The sequence below is a fragment of the Streptomyces sp. NPDC059499 genome (assembly GCF_042749285.1).
Lineage (GTDB): Bacteria > Actinomycetota > Actinomycetes > Streptomycetales > Streptomycetaceae > Streptomyces.
The window spans coordinates 186,792-206,632 of the sequence record NZ_JBHYTT010000005.1 but is presented as its reverse complement, the minus strand read 5'-3'; the positions used below and the strand labels follow the sequence as shown (position 1 = coordinate 206,632).

Sequence of the window (19,841 nt, the reverse complement as noted above, 5' to 3'; positions counted from 1 at the left end):
ACTCTCACTCAGTGAGTGCTAACGACGTTCCATACTGACGTATTCCGAGCGATCAGTCCACCGTGACCGGCTCGCGGTGACCGATCCCACGTGCCACCGTCCGCCCCCGGTACCTCGGTGTCAGCCGTGAGCGCAGGGCCAGCAGGGTTGCCAGCGCCAGCGCCGTTCCCAGCAGCGGCACCACGAATCCGGTGCTCGCACCGTGCGAGTCCGCAAGCTGTCCGGCCACGGTGACAGCAGCCGCCTGGCCGAGCGCCACAGCGCCCGTCAGCCAGGTGAAGGCCTCTGTCCTGGCCGATGCCGGCACCAGCGCCTCGACCAGCGTGTACCCGCTGATCAGCGCCGGAGCGATGCACAGGCCGACCAGCAGCCCGAGACCGGCCAGCAGCGGCACGGAGTGCACCGCCCAGAGTCCCGAAGCGGTCAGGGTCAGGGCCACGTAGCCGACGATCAGCCGACGACGCGGACTGCTCTTCCAGGCGATGGCCCCGCAGGCGATCCCGGCCAGCATGTTGCCGGCCGCGAAGACCCCGTACAGCAGGCCGTTCACTCCGGGCCTGCCGATCTCCTCGGAGAACGCGGTCAGCGAGACCTGCATTCCGCCGAAGACGGCACCGATCCCCAGGAAGGTGATCGCGAGTACCCGGACCCCCGGTACGGACAGTGCGGAGCGGTGCGGCTCGGCGGCGGTCGCGGCGCTGCGGGGGGCGGGCTGGGTGGAGCGCTGGGCGGCGAAGAGAACTCCGCCGATCAGTGTCAGCGCGGCCTCGGCGATCAGACCGGCCGCCGGGTGCACGCCGGTGCACAGCGCCGTCGCGAGGACGGGGCCGACGACGAAGGTGAACTCGTCCGTCACGGACTCGAAGGCCGCGGCGGTCGACATCAGCGGGGACGCGGGCCGCCCCGGGGCGGCCCCGAGCCGGGCCGCCCAGCGGGCCCGGACCATCGGCCCGATCTGCGGGATGGAGGCTCCGGTGGGCACGGCCGCCAGGAACAGCACCCACAGGGGTGCGTGCGCCAGGGCGAGCCCGGTGAGGACGCCGACGGACAGCGAGTGCACCAGAACGCCGGGCAGGAGCACGGCGCGCTGGCCGAAGCGGTCGGCGAGCCTGCCGCTCTGCGGCGCGAACAGGGCCATCGAGACACCGGAGACGGCGGCGACAGCGCCCGCGCTGCCGTACGAACCGGTGGTGTGCTGAACCAGCAGCACGATGCCGATGGTCAGCATCGCGAAGGGCTGCCGGGCCGCGAAGCCCGGGAGGAGGAAGGTCCACGCACCAGGGGTGCGAAGCAACTGCCCGTAACCGGGGCGGTCGGAGACCGTGGATGCCACGGTCCTTGCCTTTCTGCCGCCTGGTAGCCGTGCTCCCGGGTGTCGCGTCACACGGGGTGCGCGGCTCGTGCGGGAGCTGCCGAGAGCTGTCCTCTTCGCGCGGAACTGCGGTAGATGCCGGGCGCTCGCCTCAGAGATGAGAAGGAAGCGAAAAGGGCGCCACGACCGCCATACGGGTCGCGCCAGCTCTGCATCAGACAGAGGTGGTCGATCAAGACTGGTCGATCTAGATTAAAACAGGGGGATCTTCGGTAGCAATCCTTCATCTTACAGGCTGTGCGTCACATGTGCCTGTGATTGCGCACGAGGTACGCGTCACTACCTCCGATCAGTGGTGTGTCCGCGTGTCCTCGTGCTTACCGTCCTTGCCCAGCCTCTTCGCGAGCTTCATCACGTGAGGCATCTCCATCCCCAGGGACCCGTTGTCCCGGGGGGCTGTCGTGCCGAGCCAGCCGGCCAGCTTGCCGCCCTCGCCGACCGCGCGCAGTCGTGCTTCCGCCGCGTCCCGTACCGGGTCGGTCGCCACCACCAGCAGCTCGTCCCCGCGCCGCAGCACGGTGGACGGCGCGGGCACGAAGCTCTTCCCGTCCCGTACGACGAGGGTGACGGCGGCTCCGGCGGGCAGCCGCAGCTCGCCGACCTCGACCCCGTGCATCTTCGACTTCCCCGGGATCGCGACGGACAGCAGGTGCCCCCGCAGCCGCTCCAGGGGTGCCGACTCGATGCCCAGGTCGGCGGCCTCGGACGGGTCCTCGCCGATCTTCAGGGCTCTCGCGAGCCAGGGCAGGGTCGGACCCTGGATGAGGGTGTAGACGACGACGAGGACGAAGACGATGTTGAAGACCTTGGTGCTGCCCTCGATGTCGGACACCATGGGAATGGTTGCCAGGATGATGGGCACCGCGCCGCGCAGCCCGGCCCAGGACATCAGGGCCTTCTCGCGCTTCGGCAGCCGGAACGGCGCCAGACTGATGAAGACGGACAGGGGCCTCGCGATCACGGTGAGCACCAGCCCCACCACCACGGCGGGCCAGAAGTCGTCGACCAGGTCGTGCGGGGTGACCAGCAGGCCGAGCAGGACGAACATGCCGATCTGCGCCAGCCAGCCGAGCCCGTCGGCGAAGCCCCGGGTGGCCGGCCAGTGCGGCAGCTTCGAGTTGCCGAGGACCATCGCGGCGAGGTAGACGGCCAGGAATCCGCTTCCGTGAGCCATGGCGCCCGCCGCGTACGCGGACACCGCGATGGCCATCACGGCGATGGGGTAGAGGCCGGACGCGGGCAGCGCGACGTGACGCAGCCCGAAGGAGCCGAGCCAGCCCACCGCGAGTCCGATGGCGGCGCCGATGGTCAGCTCCAGGGCTATTTCGCCCACCAGCACGTACCAGTGCTCCACGGGGCCGACCGTGGAGAACGCCACCACCAGGATGACCACCGGGGCGTCGTTGAAGCCGGACTCGGCCTCCAGTACGCCCGTTATCCGGGACGGGAGCGGGACCTTGCGCAGCACGGAGAAGACGGCCGCCGCGTCCGTGGAGGAGACGACCGCGCCGATGATCAGTGCCTGCCGCCAGTCCAGACCGACGAGATAGTGCGCCGCGCTCGCGGTGACGCCCACGCTGATGCCCACCCCGACGGTCGACAGCATGGCCGCTGCCGGCAACGCGGGTTTGACTTCTTTCCACTTCGTGCCCAGTCCGCCCTCGGCCAGGATGACGACCAGCGCGGCGTAACCCATCACCTGGGTCAGCTCGGCGTTGTCGAACTTGACGTCGAAGATGCCGTCCTGCCCCATGGCGATCCCGATGCCGAGGTACAGGAGCAGGCTGGGCAACCCGCTGCGGGACGAAATGCGTACGGCCGCGACAGCGACCAGCAGGACGAGCGAGCAGACGAGCAGAAGTTCGTTGAGATCGTGGACAGTCAGGGTCCGTTCCTTCCCTGCGAACGCCTTCCGGATCGACCTCCGGGGGCCAGTACTTCGTTACCTTACCTAATCTTTAACGTTTTCTTGACGCCTTCGAGTGTTCGTGCGAGCAGTGCGCAAATGGATGCATCCCCATACCGCGTCCGAGTGGCTTCGGCGGGGCGCCTATGGTTGCTCCTGCACTCCCAGGACCACCCTGCCCCTCGAAGGACAGCGATGCCCGCCAACACAACCGCCCCTTCCGGTTCTTCCGATGCGAAGAAGTCCGGCAGGAAGAAGGGGCGACGCGCCCGCCTGTTCGTGATCGTCCTGGTGCTGGCGCTTGTCGCGGGTGTCGGGTATGGCGCGTTCTGGTCCGTTTCCACGGTTCGGGCCTCGTACCCGCAGACGACCGGTTCGATCGAGCTCAAGGGTCTTACCGGCAACGTCGACGTCAAACGCGACAGTTACGGGATCCCGCAGATCTACGCGGACTCCGACAGCGACCTCTTCCGCGCCCAGGGCTTCGTCCATGCCCAGGACCGCTTCTGGGAGATGGACGTCCGCCGTCACATGACGTCCGGGCGGCTCTCCGAGATGTTCGGCTCCGGCCAGGTCGAGACCGACTCCTTCCTGCGCACGCTGGGCTGGCGCAAGGTCGCGCAGGAGGAGTACGACACGACGCTGGACGAGGACACCAAGAAGAACCTCCAGGCGTACGCGGAGGGGGTGAACGAGTATCTGGACGGCAAGGACGGCAAGGACATCTCCGTCGAGTACGCCGCCCTCGGCCTGACCAACGACTACAAGCCCACCGAGTGGACCCCGGTCGACTCGGTCGCCTGGCTGAAGGCGATGGCCTGGGACCTGCGCGGCAACATGCAGGACGAGATCGACCGCTCGCTGCTGACCAGCAGGCTCAGCGCCAAGCAGATCCAAGAGCTCTACCCGGCCTACCCGTACGACAAGAACAAGCCGATCGTCCGGCAGGGTGCCATCTCCCCGGTCACCGGCAAGTTCGAACAGGACGCCGAGCCCTCGGACAGCATCGGTTCGAACACCCCCGAGGGCGCTGCCGCGGGCCTCAACACCCAGCTCTCCGCGCTCTCCGAGACCCTCGACGAGATCCCGGCGCTGCTCGGCCCCAACGGCAGCGGCATCGGCTCGAACTCCTGGGTCGTCTCCGGCAAGTACACGACGACCGACAAGCCGCTGCTGGCCAACGATCCGCACCTGGCGCCGCAACTTCCCTCGCTCTGGTACCAGATGGGGCTGCACTGCCGGGTGCCTTCGGAGACCTGCCGGTACGACACCGCCGGCTACACGTTCTCCGGCATGCCCGGTGTGATCATCGGCCACAACGCGGACATCGCCTGGGGCTTCACCAACCTCGGCGCGGACGTCACCGACCTCTTCCTGGAGAAGGTCTCGGGCGAGGGCTACCAGTACGACGGCAGGACCGAGCCCTTCGTCACCCGTGAGGAGACCATCAAGGTCGCCGGCGGCCGCAGCCGGACCATCACCGTGCGCGAGACGAACAACGGCCCGTTGGTATCCGACCGCAGCGGCGAGCTGGAGAAAGTCGGCAAGAAGGCGCCCGTCACCAACTCGGCGCCGGACCGCGGCGACGGCTACGCGGTCGCGCTGAAGTGGACCGCGCTGGAAGCCGGAAAGTCGATGGACGCGGTCTTCGAGCTCAACCAGGCCAAGGACTTCAAGACCTTCCAGGCGGCCGCCGAGCACTTCGAGGTGCCCTCGCAGAACCTCATCTACGCCGATGAGAAGGGCAACATCGGCTACCAGGCCCCCGGCAAGATCCCGGTTCGCAAGACCGGTAACGGCACGGTGCCGAGCCCCGGTTGGACCTCGGAGTACGGCTGGGAGAAGGAGCCGATCCCCTTCGACGAGCTGCCGTACGAGTACAACCCGAAGCGCGGCTACATCGTCACCGCCAACCAGGCCGTCATCGACGAGAAGTACCCCCATCTGCTCACGAAGGACTGGGGCTACGGCGCCCGCAGCCAGCGGATCAACGACCTCATCGAGTCGAAGATCAAGGACGGCGGGAAGATCTCGACCGACGACATGCAGAACATGCAGATGGACAACCAGAGCGTGATCGCCCCGGATCTGGTGCGCGAACTGCTGAAGATCAACATCTCCGACAAGAACGTCCGCGAGGCGCAGAAGCTTCTGGAGAACTGGGACTACCTCCAGGAGCCCGACTCGGCGGCGGCCGCCTACTTCAACAGCGTCTGGCGCAACATCCTCAAGCTGGCCTTCGGCAACAAGCTCCCCAAGGAGCTCCGCGCCGAGGGTGACTGCCTGAGCGTGCCGCCCGCATCCGGCACGGGCCCGGTGGACGAGCAGGACAAGCTCGTACGGGAATGCGGTCAGCGCGCCCCGGACGCCGCACAGCCGGACGGCGGCGACCGCTGGTACGAGGTGGTCAAGTCCATCATCGAGGACAAGGACAACGAGTGGTGGAAGGCTCCGGCCAGGGGCCGCGAAGAGGCGATCGACGACCGTGACGAGCTCTTCGCCCGCGCCATGGAAGACGCCCGCTGGGAGCTGACGGCCGAGCTCGGCAAGGACATCACCACGTGGAGCTGGGGCCGGCTGCACCAGCTGACCCTGCGCAACCAGACGCTCGGCACCGAGGGCCCCGGCCTTCTGCAGAGGGCCCTCAACCGAGGCCCCTGGCACCTCGGCGGCGGCGAAGCGGCGGTCAACGCCACCGGCTGGAACGCGGCGGGCGGCTACGACGTCATCTGGGTCCCGTCGATGCGGATGGTCGTCAACGTGGGGGACTGGGACAAGTCCCGCTGGATCAACCTGACCGGGGCCTCCGGGCACGCGTTCAGCGCCCACTACACCGATCAGACCGACAAGTGGGTCGAAGGAGAGCTACTCGACTGGTCCTTCACCAGCAGAGCGGTCGGGCAGTCCACGGTCGACACCCTGACCCTCAAGAAACCCTAGGCGGCACCCGGGGGAGCCCGGGCGACGCCCAGGGCGACCTAGGCAGTGAAGCGCCGCGCTCCGGCCGGCGTGACCACGGCATCCACGGGGTGGTCGTGCGGTTCCTCCGGAACCTGCGCGACCACCTCGTCGTCGTACAGCAGGACGACGAGGGCGGGGTGGGCTCCGGCCGCGGACAGCCGGGCCAGTACCCGGTCGTAGCTGCCGCCGCCCCTGCCCAGCCGCATCCCGCGCCGGTCCACCGCGAGCCCGGGCAGCAGGACCACGTCGGCGTCGAGGACCGCGGCCGGCCCCAGGCGCGGCCCGTCCGGCTCCAGCAGCCCCCGGCCCGCGGGCAGAAGGTGTGCGGAGCCCTCGTACGCCGCCCAGTCCAGGTCGTTGTCGGCCATGAGCACCGGCAGCAGCACCCGAACGCTCCGCTCCCGCAGCGCGTCCAGGAGCGGGCGGGTCCCGGGTTCACGTCCCACGGACACATAGGCGGCGACGGTCCGGGCTCCGTCGAGCTCCGGAAGGACGAGTGCGGCCGAGGAGAGAACCGCGGCAGCGTTTTCGACGTCCTGAGAGGTCAGGAGCCTTCGCGCGGCGAGCAGTTCGCGCCGCAGGGGCGCCTTTCCGGACATGTCGTGGTTCAAGGGTGCTCGCATAATTCTCGTATGGGGTCGTATGAGTACGAAGTTAACCGGACGCTCATCTTCCGCCCATACGCACCCGTTAGAGTCTGCACATGACTCAGTCGCGCCCCAGGATCAGCAAAGCCGTCATCCCGGCTGCAGGTCTCGGCACCCGGTTCCTGCCGGCCACCAAGGCCACTCCCAAAGAGATGCTGCCTGTCGTCGACAAGCCCGCCATCCAGTATGTCGTCGAAGAGGCGGTCGGAGCAGGCCTCTCCGACGTTCTGATGATCACCGGTCGGAACAAGCGTCCCCTGGAGGACCACTTCGACCGGAACTACGAGCTGGAGTCCGCGCTGACCCGTAAGGGAGACGCCGAACGGCTCTCCAGGGTCCAGGAGTCCAGTGACCTGGCCACCATGCACTACGTCCGCCAGGGCGACCCGCGCGGCCTCGGTCACGCGGTTCTGTGCGCCGCGCCGCACGTCGGTGACCAGCCCTTCGCGGTCCTCCTCGGCGACGACCTCATCGACCCGCGCGACCCGCTGCTCGCCCGGATGGTCGAGATCCAGGAGCGCGAGGGCGGCAGCGTCATCGCGCTGATGGAGGTCGACCCGTCGCAGATCCACATGTACGGCTGCGCGGCCACCGAGGCCACCGCCGACGGTGACGTCGTACGGATCACCGGGCTGGTCGAGAAGCCCGACCAGGCCGACGCACCCAGCAACCTCGCCATCATCGGCCGCTATGTCCTGGACCCCGCGATCTTCGACATACTCCGTCACACCGAGCCCGGCCGCGGGGGCGAGATCCAGCTCACCGACGCACTGCAACTGCTGGCCGAGGACGAGAAGGCCGGCGGGCCGGTGCACGGCGTCGTCTTCAAGGGCCGCCGCTACGACACCGGTGACCGCGGCGACTATCTGCGTGCCATTGTCAGACTCGCGTGCGAACGTGAAGACCTGGGCCCGGACTTCCGGACCTGGCTCCGCAGTTACGTCAACGAGGAGTTGTAGACAGCTTGAGCACCACGATCTGGTCGGTGGACGAGCACCTGGACGACATCCTTGCCGCAGTGCGGCCGTTGGAGCCCATCGAGCTCCAGCTGGCCGACGCGCAGGGCTGTGTCCTGGTCGAGGACGTCATGGTCGAGGTTGCTCTGCCGCCCTTCGACAACAGCTCGATGGACGGATACGCCGTCCGGGTCTCCGATGTCGAGGGCGCCAGCGAGGAGTTCCCCGCCGTCCTGACCGTCATCGGTGACGTCGCGGCGGGCGACGGCGGACTCGCCGACGGCCGGTCGGTGGCCCCCGGCGAGGCGGCCCGCATCATGACCGGCGCCCCCCTGCCCGCGGGTGCCGACGCGGTTGTCCCGGTCGAGTGGACCGACGGGGGCACGGGTGGCGGCCCGGCCGAATCCATGCGCGCCCACAGCGACGCCCCGGAAGGGGCGAGCGGCGAGGTCCGTGTGCACCGCCCCGTCGAGGCCCGCGCCCACGTCCGTGCCCGGGGCAGCGACGTCCAGCCGGGAGATCTGGCACTGCGCGCGGGATCGGTCGTCGGCCCCCCGCAGATCGGGCTGCTCGCCGCGATCGGACGCTCGACGGTGAAGGTGCGCCCGCGCCCGCGTGTCGTCGTGCTCTCCACCGGAAGCGAGCTGGTGCAGCCCGGTGAGGAGCTGACCGGCGGCCGGATCTACGACTCCAACAGCTTCGCGCTGACAGCCGCAGCCCGGGACGCCGGGGCCATCGCCTACCGGGTGCCCGCGGTCGCCGACGACGCGGAGACGCTGCGCGCCACGATCGAGGACCAGCTGATCCGCGCGGACATCGTCGTCACGACCGGCGGCGTGAGCGTCGGCGCGTACGACGTGGTCAAGGAAGCCCTGTCCTCGGTGGGGGACGAGGACGATCCGGGCAGCGGCATCGACTTCCGGAAGCTGGCCATGCAGCCGGGCAAGCCGCAGGGCTTCGGCTCGATCGGCCCCGACCACACCCCGCTGCTGGCGCTGCCGGGCAATCCCGTCTCCTCGTACGTCTCCTTCGAGTTGTTCGTACGGCCGGCGATCCGGACCCTGATGGGGTTGAAGGATGTCCGCCGTCCGACGGTCCGAGCCACGCTGAGCACGGACAAGGCGCTCGCCTCGCCGTCCGGCAAGCGGCAGTTCCTGCGGGGTACGTACGACTCCGAGGCGGGCACCGTCACCCCTGTCGGCGGTTCCGGATCGCATCTCATCGCCGCGCTCGCCCAGGCGGACGCGCTGATCGTGCTGCCCGAGGACGTCACCTCCGCGGAGCCCGGCGCGGAGACCGAGGTGATCCTCCTCCGCTGACTTCCGTGCGGTGGCGGTACGGTATCTGGCGCTGTGCCTTACCGGGGGAAGCCCCCCGGACCCCCGGCCCGCCCGCACGTGCGTGCGGGCCGAGCGGGCAACCGGCGCCCTACCGCTAGGCGGAGTGAGTTGAGTACGCAGAACAGGCTGACGCACATCGACGAGGCGGGCGCGGCCCGCATGGTCGATGTGTCGGAGAAGGACGTCACGGCGCGCGTCGCCCGGGCCAGTGGCCGGGTCCTCGTGTCGCCGCGTGTGATCGAGCTCCTCCGGGGCGAGGGCGTCCCCAAGGGTGACGCGCTCGCGACCGCGCGGATCGCCGGAATCATGGGGGCCAAGCGCACCCCGGACCTGATCCCGCTCTGTCATCCTCTCGCCGTCTCCGGCGTGAAGGTCGACCTGAGCGTCGCGGACGACGCGGTGGAGATCCTCGCCACCGTGAAGACCACCGACCGCACGGGGGTCGAGATGGAGGCGCTGACGGCCGTCTCGGTCGCCGCGCTGACGGTGATCGACATGATCAAGGCGGTCGACAAGAGCGCGGTGATCACGGACGTCCGGGTGGAGGCGAAGTCGGGCGGCAAGTCCGGCGACTACCGCCGTCCCGCACCCGAGGGGGCGGACGCATGACCGCGCCCGACAACGACCCCGCGGGCGCCGTTGCGCCCGCACCGGAGCAGGCCGGTCCCTCGCCGTCCGGCGCCGCGCTCACCGCTCCCTACGCCGCACTCGTCGTGACCGCGTCCAACCGTGCGTCGGCCGGGGTCTACGCGGACAAGGGCGGCCCGATCATCGTCGAGGCGCTCAAGGGTCTCGGATTCGCCGTGGACGGCCCCCAGGTCGTCCCGGACGGAGACCCCGTCGAGGCGGCCCTGCGGGCCGGCGCGGCAGCCGGCTACGACGTGATCCTCACCACCGGTGGTACGGGCATCTCGCCCACGGACCGGACTCCCGAGGCCACCCGACGCGTCGTCGAACGCGAGATTCCGGGCATCGCCGAGGCGATCCGTGCCGAAGGCCGGGACATGGTGCCCACGGCAGCGCTCTCGCGGGGCCTCGCAGGTATCGCGGGCGGCACCCTCATCGTGAACCTGCCCGGTTCCACCGGCGGGGTGCGCGACGGTCTTGCCGTCCTGAACAGGCTTCTGGTGCACGCCGTCGACCAGGTGCGCGGCGGCGATCACCCCCGACCGGGGAGCTCGAACTGAACGTCCCGACCTGGCCGGTGATCCTGACCGACGGCGCGATCACCCTCCGCCCGATAAAGCTGCGTGACCAGCGCGTGTGGCGTGAGGTCAACCAGCGCAACCGTGACTGGCTGCGCCCCTGGGAGGCGACCGTCCCGCCCCCCGCGCCCGGCGCCCCGGTTGCCCAGCGGCCCACCTACCGTCAGATGATCCGTCATCTGCGCTCCGAGGCGAACGCGGGCCGGATGCTGCCCTTCGCGATCGAGTTCGAGGGGCGTCTCGTCGGGCAGTTGACGGTGGCCGGGATCACCTGGGGATCGATGTGCTCGGGCCATGTCGGCTACTGGGTGGACCGGAGTGTGGCGGGCCGGGGCGTCATGCCGACCGCGGTGGCGCTCGCTGTCGACCACTGTTTCCGCAGCGTCGGTCTGCACCGGATCGAGGTGTGCATTCGGCCCGAGAACGGTCCCAGCCGACGAGTCGTGGAAAAGCTCGGATTCCGTGAGGAAGGGCTGCGTCCCCGCTATCTCCACATCGACGGTGCGTGGCGGGACCATCTGATCTTTGCCCTCACCGCGGAAGAAGTCCCTGACGGGATGCTCCGGCGTTGGCGCAGAGTGCGGCCTACGACACCGCACACTCCCGGGGAAATGAAATAAGTGTTCGAAATTGATCGCTCTCTGAGCGCTAACGAACCCACTCGCGTCGACTGCTGATCTGAACAATCGCAAAAAAAGTCCGTGATATCAGCCGGATCGAGCGACACACCGGGCCAATTGGCGGATGCCGCCGTGCAAACCCCTCTACGGTGTGAGCGTGAGCAGCAGCGGCCTCATCTACGCAGTCATTGTCGGGGCCTGGGCCGCCTACTTGGTGCCGATGTGGCTCCGCAGGCAGGACGAGCTCAATGAGGCCCGTCCGACGGAACGCTTCAGCACCGCCATCCGGCTGCTGTCCGGACGGGCGGCGATGGAGCGCCGGTACGCCAAGGAGCTGCGGGAGCGCGATGCCGAGGAGGCGCCCGGCGACGTCGACCCGGATGCCGTCACGGACCGATTGGGTTCCGTGGACGTCCGGGCCTTTTCCGCGCCCCCGGCGCACACGGAAGCCCGGTTGCACGACCCCGTACGCGAGCGTCCCGACCCCGAGCGCCGCGCGCAGGGGGCGCGGCCCGCGCCCGTACAGCGCGCGCGTACGTCGAGTGCGGAAGCCGAGCGCGAGCGGCGTGCCCGGCGTTCGAAGGTGCTGGCGCGCCGTCGGCGTACGACCATCATCCTGTTCCTCGCGTTCACGCTCGGCGCGATCGTCGCGGCCGTCGGCGGACTCCGCTTTCTGTGGGCGCCCGCGGTTCCGGCCGTGCTGCTGAGCACGTACATCGTGCATCTGCGGGCCCAGGAGCGGCGCCGGTTCGCCTTCACCATGGACCGCCGGCTGGCCGAGGTCGCCGCGCAACGGCTCCGGGAGAACCGTCCCCGCAGGCACCAGCCCGCGGCGACGGCTCCCGCCGAGCCCGACGAGGAGCCCGAAGGGCGCGACTCCCATCCGGTACCCGCCCCCACGGTCTCCCCGCAGGAGGCGGGCCGCCGCGCCCTCGTCGAGCAGACGGACCACGCGGAGTGGGTCGACCAGCAGCGCGAACGAGGGCCGGCCCAGGGCGACAGCTGGGAGCCGGTCCCGGTCCCCCTCCCGACCTATGTCACCGCCCCGGTGGCCCCGCGCGCCTCGGGCGGCGTGGAGGTCGGCGACCCGGACACCTGGAGCGCCGCCCGCTCCAGCACGGCGGAGCCCACCCAGACCGGAACGGCGCACCCCGCCGAGCCCGCGGCGGACCCGGCGCCGCGCCGACGCGCCAACCAGCCCCGCCGCACCCGCGACCGGGGCCGGACGCCGCTCTTCGACCAGTACGACGACGGGGACCGGCCCCGTGCGGCCAACGAGTGAGACCGGTGGCGACGCCGACTCGGCTGACCTGCGGCATATGGATTTCCGAGCACCCCGGTGGGGGTGCTAAAGTTTCACTCGTTGCAAGGGCCTGTGGCGCAGTCTGGTAGCGCACCTCGTTCGCATCGAGGGGGTCTGGGGTTCAAATCCCCACAGGTCCACCGCAGCTCAGAGCCCCTACCGGGGAAACCCGGTAGGGGCTCTTTGGCGTCCTGCCGGGCAGAGACGGACTGTCGCGGGGGCATTCAGTGTCGCGGTGCCGAGTTCAGGACGTCGCGCTCGGCCAGGGTCCCCGCTCCGGCTCCCGTGAGTGTGACCTTGCCGGAGTGAACGGTGTCCAGTTGCTCGACCTGCTTGCCGTACCACTCGATCCCCGTCAGCAAGAACCCCGGCGTGCCCGGGACGGCCGCGGAACCCGAGAGCTGGAACACCGTGCCCAGCTGTGCCGTCCCCTCGAGGCAGCGGACCGCGCACACGGCCACGTCGTCCGTCGCGCCGGTGACGCCCGCTGTCACGGATTCGATGCTCAGAACTGCCTTCGACAGCACGGGTGTGTCTCCTCGAAGAAGTGCCTAGGGTGGTCCTGCTCACCTGGGTGACCGGTGGCCGCAGTTGAGGGTTGTCCGGGGTCCGGGGGAGCGCCAGTATCCGCGATTCCGTACGGAGGAGTCCTGTGACCGCAGGTATGCCCAGCTCTCGGATCGACACCGGCAAGCCTCATCCGGCGCGCGTCTACGACTGGCTCCTGGGCGGCAAGGACAACTACCCCGTCGACCGCGCGGTCGGGGAGAAGCTGCCCGCCGAGGCGCGGGCCAACGCGGCGCGCAACCGGGCCTTCATGCACCGTGCCTCCCACTGGCTCGCCCAGCAGGGCATCGACCAGTTCCTGGACATCGGCACCGGGATACCCACCTCCCCGAATCTGCATCAGATCGTCCAGGCCGTCACACCGCGCGCCCGGGTCGTCTACGCCGACAACGACCCCATCGTGCTGCGCCATGCGGAAGCGCTCATGGCCGGCCGGCCCGAGGGGGCGGCCGAGTACATCCACGCGGATGTGCGCCGACCGGCGGCGATCCTCGAACGCGCGGGTGAGGTGCTGGACTTCGGTCGCCCCGTCGCGTTGTCCCTCATCGCGCTGATGCACTTCCTGCCCGACGACCAGGACCCGTACGGCATCACCAGGACGCTGGTCGGCGCGCTGCCGGCAGGGAGTTACCTGGTCCTCTCGCACGGGACGGCCGATCAGCACCCGGAGCTCCGGCAGGAGACCGAGTCCGCGTACCGCAAGGGCGAGATCCCGTTGCGGATGCGGGCGCGAGGTGAGGTCGAGCCCTTCTTCGAAGGGCTGGACCTTGCTCCGCCCGGGCTGGTCACGGCGACCGAGTGGTACCAGGAGCAGCCCGCGCCGGTCTACGAGCGGAGCGGGTTCTACGTGGGTGTGGCGCGGGTTCCCTAGGAAGGCTGCCGCAGCGGTTTGGCCATGCAGATGCTGCTCTCGTACGTCCGGTAGTGGCCGAACTTCGAGCAGGGCGTGTAGCCGCTGGAGGTGTACAGGGAGATCGCCTCCTGCTGCTTGTCGCCGGTCTCCAGGACCATGCGGGTGCGGCCGGCGGCCCGTGCGTCGGCTTCCAGGGCGGCGAGGATCCGCCGGGCCAGGCCGTTGCCGCGGCCTTCGGATATCACGAACATCCGCTTGATCTCGGCGTCGCCGTCGGAGTAGCCCTCGGCGTTCCGCTCCTGCGAGCGCCAGCCGCCCGTGGCGAGAGGCCGCCCGCGCTCGTCGTAGGCGAGCAGGTACAGTCCGCGCGGCGGATCGAACATGGTGGCGTCGAGGGGTGTGATGTCGCCCCCATCTCCGTAGCGCTCGGCGTATTCGAGCTGCACCAGGTCGTTGAGTTTGACGGCGTCGGGGTGGTCGAAAGGCCGAGGCTGGATATTCATGCGAGCAATGGTACAGGTATGCACTAGCGGCTATCGGTACTGTGCCGGGATGCTCACCGTAACCAGTGTGAATGTGAATGGGCTCCGCGCTGCCGCGAAGAAGGGCTTCGTCGAGTGGCTGGCGCAGACGGAGGCCGACGTGATCTGTCTCCAGGAGGTCCGGGCCGAACCGCAGCAGCTGCCCGAGGAGGTACGTGACCCCGAGGGCTGGCACACCGTGCACGCCCCGGCCGCGGCCAAGGGGCGCGCAGGGGTGTCCATCTATACGCGCCACGCCCCGGAGCGCGTCCAGACCGGGTTCGGCGGCTTCGGGGTCCCCGGGAGCGAGGAGTTCGACGGCAGTGGCCGGTACGTCGAGGTGGACCTGCCGGGTGTGACGGTCGCGAGCCTGTATCTGCCGTCGGGTGACGTCGGTACGGAGAAGCAGGAGGAGAAGGAGCGCTTCATGGCCGCCTTCCTGCCCTACCTGAAGGGCCTCAAGGCGAGGGCGGCCGGCGAGGGGCGCGAGGTGGTCGTGTGCGGCGACTGGAACATCGCCCACCGTGAGGCCGACCTCAAGAACTGGAAGTCGAACCAGAAGAACTCGGGCTTCCTCCCCGAGGAGCGGGAGTGGCTGACCCGGGTGTTCGACGAGGCCGCGTACGTGGACGTGGTCCGGGCGATGCACCCGGACGAGGAGGGGCCCTATTCCTGGTGGTCCTACCGTGGGCGGGCGTTCGACAACGACGCGGGCTGGCGCATCGACTACCAGGTGGCGTCCGGCGGCCTCGCGGCCCGCGCGGTGAAGGCCTGGGTGGAGCGGGCGGCCACGCACGGCGAGCGGTGGAGCGACCACGCGCCGGTGACGGTCACGTACGAGCGGTAGCCGGTCACTTCTCCGGAGTGCTGCCGGGGCCGTCCTCGCTGCGCAGCCGCCGGTCCAGGGCCATGGACAGTTCGGCGTCCACCACCGCGTGGGCGAGGCTGCGCATCCGGTCCGGTTCGGTGCCCGCGGCGTGGGTGTCCATGACCCGGACGAAGAGATCGGCGAGCGCGTCGGCGTGCTCGCGGACCAGGCGGCCCGAGGCGAGCACCGCGGAGAGCGGCACCCCCTCCCGTACGAGCTCCGACGAGGCCTCCAGCAGACGGCGGCTGATGTGGACGATCTCGTCGCCGTCCGTGGCGAGGTAGCCGAGGTCCAGGGCCGCGGAGAGGTTCTCCGCCGTGGCCTCGTCGCTGAAGTAGTCGGCGAGCTGCTCGGGGGTGAGCCGGACCGGGGTCTCCTCGGTCGGTTCGCCCAGGCCCAGCACCTCGGCGACATCGCGGCCGCTGTCGAAGGTGGTGGCGAGGTCGGCGATGCCGTTGAGGGTGTGGCCGCGTTCCAGCAGGCCCGTGATGGTGCGCAGGCGGGCGAGGTGATGGTCGTCGTACCAGGCGATGCGGCCCTCGCGGCGCGGTGGCTGGATCAGTCCGCGCTCCCGGTAGAAACGCAGGGTGCGCACGGTGATTCCGGCCTCCTCGGCCAGCTCGTCCATGCGGTATTCGCGGTGCTCGCGTCCTTCGGCCACACCCGCACCCTATGTTGTACCGCCGGTAACTTTCCTTGGTGCGACCCCTACCCATCGGTACGGTCCTGCTCTACCCTCCCAACAATGCCAGTGATTGCTGGCAGAGTCGTGTGACGTACCGCGGGGAGGCGGCAGCATGGCCCAGCACGAACACGTACGAGTGGCGGTGATCGGATCCGGATTCGGGGGCCTCGGGGCCGCTGTCCGGCTGCGCCGTGAAGGCATCACCGACTTCCTGGTCCTGGAGCGGGCCGGCTCCGTCGGTGGCACCTGGCGCGACAACAGCTACCCGGGCTGCGCCTGCGACGTACCGTCCCACCTCTACTCCTTCTCGTTCGCGCCCAACCCCGACTGGCCGCGCACCTTCTCCGGGCAGGAACACATACGTGCCTACCTGGAGCACGTGGCCGACACGTTCGGGCTGCGCCCGCACCTCAGGTTCCACCACGAGGTCACGGTCATGCGCTGGGACGGCGACGAGCTGCACTGGGTGATCGAGGCGGCCAACGGGGTCACCGTCACCGCCGATGTCGTCGTCTCCGCGACCGGCCCGCTCTCCGACCCGAAGCTGCCGGACATCCCGGGGCTCGCCGAGTTCCCCGGCAAGGTCTTCCACTCGGCCCGGTGGGACCACGACTACGACCTCACGGGCAAGCGCGTCGCGGTGATCGGCACGGGGGCGTCCGCCATCCAGATCGTGCCGGAGATCCAGCCCAGGGCGAGCCGGCTCACGCTGTTCCAGCGGACCCCGCCCTGGGTCATGCCGCGCATGGACCGCGCCATCAGCGGGGCCGAGAAGTGGCTGCACCGCACGCTCCCGTTCACCGGCACCGCGCGCCGCGGACTGCTGTGGGGCATCCGGGAGCTGCAGGTCGGCGCGTTCACCAAGCATCCGGACCAGCTGGGCCTGGTGGAGCGGATAGCCAAGGCCAACATGGCGCGTGCGGTCAAGGACCCGGAACTGCGGGCCAAGCTGACCCCCTCGTACCGCATCGGCTGCAAGCGCATCCTGCTCTCCAACGCCTACTACCCGGCGCTCGCCCAGCCGAATGTCGACGTCGTCGCCTCCGGCCTGGCCGAGGTGCGGGGCTCCACCGTCGTCGCCGCAGACGGCACGGAGACCGAGGCCGACGTGATCATCCTCGGCACCGGCTTCCACGTGACGGACATGCCGATCGCCGACCGGGTCGTCGGTGCCGACGGCATCACGCTCGCCGAGTCCTGGAAGGGCGGCATGCAGGCGCTGCGCGGCGCCTCCGCGGCGGGCTTCCCCAACTGGATGACGGTCATCGGCCCCAACACCGGGCTCGGGAACTCCTCCATGATCCTCATGATCGAGTCCCAGCTGAACTACATGGCCGACTACCTGCGCCAGCTGGACGTCCTGGGCGGACGCGCCGCACTCGGCGCACGGACCTCCGCCGTGGGCGCGTGGAACCGGCGGGTGCAGGACCGGATGAAGCGGACCGTGTGGAACACCGGCGGCTGCACCAGCTGGTACCTGGACTCCACCGGGCGCAACACCACGGTCTGGCCGGGGACGACGGCCGAATTCCGGCGTGCCACGCGCTCGGTCGACCTCGGGGAGTACGAGGTCATCCGCCCGCCCGCCGTCAGCACCACGGAGAAGTCCGTCACCGAGGAGGTCGCCCGATGAGCCGGCTGCTGCACCGATCTGACGTCCCGCCCGTCCCCGTACGCGAACTGACCGCCGTGTCCGCCGACGGCGCGCGCATCCACGTCGAACTGCACGGGCCCGACGGCGCCCCCGCCGTGGTCCTGGCGCACGGTTGGACCTGCAACACACGCTTCTGGGACGCGCAGGTGCGTGACCTGGCGGCGGACCACCGGGTCGTCGTCTACGACCAGCGGGGCCACGGCCGTACTCCGGAGGCGGGCGCGGACGGATACGGCACGCAGAAGCTGGCCGACGACCTGGAGGCCGTGCTGAGGGCCACGCTCGCGCCGGGGCAGAAGGCGGTGCTCGCCGGGCACTCGATGGGCGGGATGACGCTGATGGCCGCAGCCGGGCGGGCCGCGGTGCGCGAGCACGGGGCTGCCGTCCTGCTGTGCAGCACCGGCAGTTCGCGGCTGACCGCCGAGTCGCTGGTACTGCCGATGCGGGCCGGCGCCCTCCGTACGCGGCTGACCGGGAAGGTCCTCGGGGCGCGGGCGCCGCTCGGGCCGGTCAACGCGGTGTCGAAGGCGATCCTCAAATACGCCACGATGGGCCGTGGTTCGTCCCCCGAGCGGGTCGACGCCTGTGCCAGGATCGTGCACGCGTGTCCGCGCAAGGCCCGTGTCGCCTGGGGGCACGTGCTCGCGGAGCTCGATCTCGAGTCGGGCGTAAGGGAGTTGCGGCTGCCGACCGCGGTGATCGCGGGCGCGGAGGACCGGCTGACGCCGCCGGTGCACGCGCGGGCCATCGAGGCGGCGCTGCCCCAGAGCCTCGGGCTCACGGAGCTGACGGGTATGGGCCACATGACGCCGGTCGAGGCGCCCGAGGTGGTCACCGCGAAACTCCGGGAACTGGTGGCCGGGTACGTCACTGCGGACAGTGCGGCGCAGGCCGTGCGCGAGGAGGAGGTCGCATGAGCGGCAGGCGGAGTCTCGAAGGGCAGGTCGTGGTCGTCACCGGCGCGGCCCGCGGTGTGGGCGAGCTGCTGGCCCGCAAGCTCTCGGCGCGCGGCGCCAAACTGGCACTGGTCGGGCTGGAGCCGGACGAGCTGAAGAAGGTCTCGGAGCGGCTGCACGGGGAGAGCGACCACTGGTACGCGGATGTCACCGACCACGAGGCCATGGCCCAGGTCGCTCTGGAGGTCAAGGAGCGGTTCGGCAAGGTCGACGTCGTCGTCGCCAACGCCGGGGTCGCCTCGGGCGGTCCGTTCGTGGACTCCGATCCCGTCGCCTGGCGGCGGGTCATCGAGGTGAACCTGATCGGCGGCGCGGTGACGGGGCGGGCGTTCCTGCCGGTGCTCATGGAGAGCCGTGGGTACTTCCTCCAGATCGCCTCGCTGGCCGCGATCACTCCGGCGCCGATGATGAGTGCGTACTGCGCCTCCAAGTCGGGCGTGGAGGCGTTCGCCCACAGCCTGCGTGCGGAGGTCGGCTACCGGGGGGTGAGGGTCGGGGTCGGCTATCTGTCCTGGACCGACACGGACATGGTGCGCGGTGCCGACGAGGACGACGTCATGCGGGAGTTGAGGCAGCGGCTGCCGTGGCCGACGAACCGTACGTATCCGCTGGGTCCGGCCGTCGACCGGATCGTTGCCGGAATCGAGCGGCGGTCCGCGCATGTGTACGCCCAGTGGTGGCTGCGCGGGATGCAGTCGGTGCGCGGGTACCTGCCCATGCTGATCGGGTCGGTCGGGCAGCGGGAGATGAAGCGCTTCGGGCCGCGGCTGGAGGGCGTCAGCAAGGGGCTCGTGGGGGCCGGCGGTGAGGCGGACAGGGCGGCACGGGCCGAGCGTCAATGATCGAAATGCGATGAATGTCCGGGTGTGTAAGTCTGAGCGAGGCCCCACCGGGGCCAACCCCACGCACCCACATAGGAGTGAACAGCATGGGCATCGCAGACCAGTTCAAGGACAAGGCGCAGGAGCTTGCCGACCAGGCCAAGCAGCAGCAGAAGAAGGCCGGCGGCCGGCGGGACGAGCGGCACGACCGCCCGTCCGACGCCGACGAGCAGCGTGCGGACCGTTCCGCTCGTCCCGCCGGTCAGTCCGGCGCGCGGGAGCGGGCGCAGGGCGCTTCGGACCAGGCGCGCGAGCGTTTCGACCGTTGACGTGAGCTCGGCGGCGCGGGGCGTCTGACGCGTCTGCGTTGCTGCGTTGCTGTGGGGCGCATCCGGAGTACCGGGTGCGCCCCACTTGCGTGCGCGGGTTCGTCCCCTGCCCGCCCCTTCCCGAAACCGTGGGCTCCGCCCCCGGGCCCCCGGTCCTCAATCGCCGGACGGGCTTGAAAGATGCCCTCAAACGCCGGGCGGGCTGGGGGTGGTGGCCGTCGGGGTGGGCTCCGGAGGATGCCCGCGAGCGCCGGGCGCGCTCATGGCTGTCGGGGTG

19 protein-coding genes and 1 tRNA gene are annotated in these 19,841 nt (G+C 70.0%); 14 read left to right on the top strand and 6 right to left on the bottom strand.

Going from position 1 to position 19,841, the window contains the following annotated elements; genetic code table 11:
* Window positions 1-52: 52 nt before the first annotated feature.
* Entirely contained in the window at window positions 53-1,333 is a 1,281-nt protein-coding gene (locus ACFW9O_RS15045) for an MFS transporter (protein WP_383180536.1), read from the bottom strand.
* A 328-nt stretch (window positions 1,334-1,661) separates the two neighbouring features.
* Window positions 1,662-3,230 (bottom strand): potassium/proton antiporter, encoded by a 1,569-nt coding sequence (locus ACFW9O_RS15040; RefSeq protein ID WP_384609647.1) that lies wholly within the window; start codon window positions 3,228-3,230, stop codon window positions 1,662-1,664.
* A gap of 243 nt (window positions 3,231-3,473) precedes the next feature.
* Here ACFW9O_RS15040 and ACFW9O_RS15035 point away from each other — a divergent pair, with 243 nt between their 5' ends.
* A complete protein-coding gene (locus tag ACFW9O_RS15035; RefSeq protein ID WP_384609258.1) occupies window positions 3,474-6,218 on the top strand; it encodes a penicillin acylase family protein in 2,745 nt (914 codons plus the stop codon).
* A 38-nt stretch (window positions 6,219-6,256) separates the two neighbouring features.
* On the opposite strand, the gene ACFW9O_RS15030 is transcribed toward ACFW9O_RS15035, so the two are convergent.
* Window positions 6,257-6,838, bottom strand: a complete 582-nt coding sequence (locus ACFW9O_RS15030; protein ID WP_384609644.1) for a 5-formyltetrahydrofolate cyclo-ligase — start codon at window positions 6,836-6,838, stop codon at window positions 6,257-6,259.
* Window positions 6,839-6,942: 104 nt separating this feature from the next.
* On the opposite strand from ACFW9O_RS15030, the gene galU reads away from it, so the two are divergent.
* From galU to ACFW9O_RS14995, 7 genes are all read left to right on the top strand, one after another.
* Window positions 6,943-7,845, top strand: a complete 903-nt coding sequence (gene galU, locus ACFW9O_RS15025; protein WP_384609255.1) for a UTP--glucose-1-phosphate uridylyltransferase GalU — start codon at window positions 6,943-6,945, stop codon at window positions 7,843-7,845.
* A gap of 5 nt (window positions 7,846-7,850) precedes the next feature.
* Window positions 7,851-9,161: a gephyrin-like molybdotransferase Glp gene (gene glp, locus ACFW9O_RS15020; protein ID WP_384609253.1), complete on the top strand. Its 1,311-nt coding sequence runs from the start codon at window positions 7,851-7,853 to the stop codon at window positions 9,159-9,161.
* Between the two features lie 129 nt (window positions 9,162-9,290).
* Complete coding sequence (gene moaC / locus ACFW9O_RS15015; protein WP_384609250.1) at window positions 9,291-9,791, top strand: cyclic pyranopterin monophosphate synthase MoaC; 501 nt, start codon at window positions 9,291-9,293, stop codon at window positions 9,789-9,791.
* Window positions 9,788-10,369: a molybdenum cofactor biosynthesis protein B gene (locus ACFW9O_RS15010; protein ID WP_384609247.1), complete on the top strand. Its 582-nt coding sequence runs from the start codon at window positions 9,788-9,790 to the stop codon at window positions 10,367-10,369. Before moaC ends, ACFW9O_RS15010 begins: the two co-directional genes overlap by 4 nt.
* 17 nt (window positions 10,370-10,386) lie before the next feature.
* Window positions 10,387-11,007 (top strand): GNAT family protein, encoded by a 621-nt coding sequence (locus ACFW9O_RS15005; protein WP_351175823.1) that lies wholly within the window; start codon window positions 10,387-10,389, stop codon window positions 11,005-11,007.
* Window positions 11,008-11,131: 124 nt separating this feature from the next.
* Window positions 11,132-12,289 (top strand): gephyrin-like molybdotransferase receptor GlpR, encoded by a 1,158-nt coding sequence (glpR, locus tag ACFW9O_RS15000; RefSeq protein ID WP_384609245.1) that lies wholly within the window; start codon window positions 11,132-11,134, stop codon window positions 12,287-12,289.
* A gap of 87 nt (window positions 12,290-12,376) precedes the next feature.
* A tRNA-Ala gene (locus ACFW9O_RS14995) sits at window positions 12,377-12,450 on the top strand.
* Window positions 12,451-12,534: 84 nt separating this feature from the next.
* Here the strand turns inward: ACFW9O_RS14995 and ACFW9O_RS14990 are convergent.
* A complete protein-coding gene (locus ACFW9O_RS14990; RefSeq protein ID WP_384609243.1) occupies window positions 12,535-12,837 on the bottom strand; it encodes a hypothetical protein in 303 nt (100 codons plus the stop codon).
* Between the two features lie 125 nt (window positions 12,838-12,962).
* Between ACFW9O_RS14990 and ACFW9O_RS14985 the strand changes: the two genes are divergently transcribed.
* Window positions 12,963-13,748 (top strand): SAM-dependent methyltransferase, encoded by a 786-nt coding sequence (locus ACFW9O_RS14985; protein ID WP_384609241.1) that lies wholly within the window; start codon window positions 12,963-12,965, stop codon window positions 13,746-13,748.
* On the opposite strand, the gene ACFW9O_RS14980 is transcribed toward ACFW9O_RS14985, so the two are convergent.
* Window positions 13,745-14,233 carry a GNAT family N-acetyltransferase gene (locus ACFW9O_RS14980; protein ID WP_351168920.1) on the bottom strand — a complete coding sequence of 163 codons (489 nt, stop codon included), beginning with the start codon at window positions 14,231-14,233 and terminating at the stop codon, window positions 13,745-13,747. The two genes, ACFW9O_RS14985 and ACFW9O_RS14980, sit on opposite strands and share 4 nt — an antisense overlap.
* A 49-nt stretch (window positions 14,234-14,282) precedes the next feature.
* Between ACFW9O_RS14980 and ACFW9O_RS14975 the strand changes: the two genes are divergently transcribed.
* Window positions 14,283-15,098: an exodeoxyribonuclease III gene (locus ACFW9O_RS14975; protein ID WP_384609237.1), complete on the top strand. Its 816-nt coding sequence runs from the start codon at window positions 14,283-14,285 to the stop codon at window positions 15,096-15,098.
* Window positions 15,099-15,102: 4 nt separating this feature from the next.
* On the opposite strand, the gene ACFW9O_RS14970 is transcribed toward ACFW9O_RS14975, so the two are convergent.
* Complete coding sequence (locus tag ACFW9O_RS14970; protein ID WP_384609641.1) at window positions 15,103-15,747, bottom strand: MerR family transcriptional regulator; 645 nt, start codon at window positions 15,745-15,747, stop codon at window positions 15,103-15,105.
* Window positions 15,748-15,916: 169 nt separating this feature from the next.
* On the opposite strand from ACFW9O_RS14970, the gene ACFW9O_RS14965 reads away from it, so the two are divergent.
* From ACFW9O_RS14965 to ACFW9O_RS14950, 4 genes are all read left to right on the top strand, one after another.
* Complete coding sequence (locus ACFW9O_RS14965; protein ID WP_384609234.1) at window positions 15,917-17,437, top strand: flavin-containing monooxygenase; 1,521 nt, start codon at window positions 15,917-15,919, stop codon at window positions 17,435-17,437.
* Window positions 17,434-18,375: an alpha/beta fold hydrolase gene (locus ACFW9O_RS14960; RefSeq protein WP_384609231.1), complete on the top strand. Its 942-nt coding sequence runs from the start codon at window positions 17,434-17,436 to the stop codon at window positions 18,373-18,375. The genes ACFW9O_RS14965 and ACFW9O_RS14960 overlap by 4 nt, the downstream gene beginning before the upstream one ends.
* The gene (locus ACFW9O_RS14955; protein WP_351168912.1) at window positions 18,372-19,256 is read left to right on the top strand and encodes an SDR family oxidoreductase; all 885 of its coding nucleotides are present in this window, start codon (window positions 18,372-18,374) and stop codon (window positions 19,254-19,256) included. Before ACFW9O_RS14960 ends, ACFW9O_RS14955 begins: the two co-directional genes overlap by 4 nt.
* A gap of 86 nt (window positions 19,257-19,342) precedes the next feature.
* On the top strand, window positions 19,343-19,564 hold the full coding sequence (locus ACFW9O_RS14950) for a hypothetical protein (protein WP_351168910.1): 222 nt from the start codon (window positions 19,343-19,345) through the stop codon (window positions 19,562-19,564).
* The last annotated feature ends 277 nt before the right edge of the window (window positions 19,565-19,841 follow it).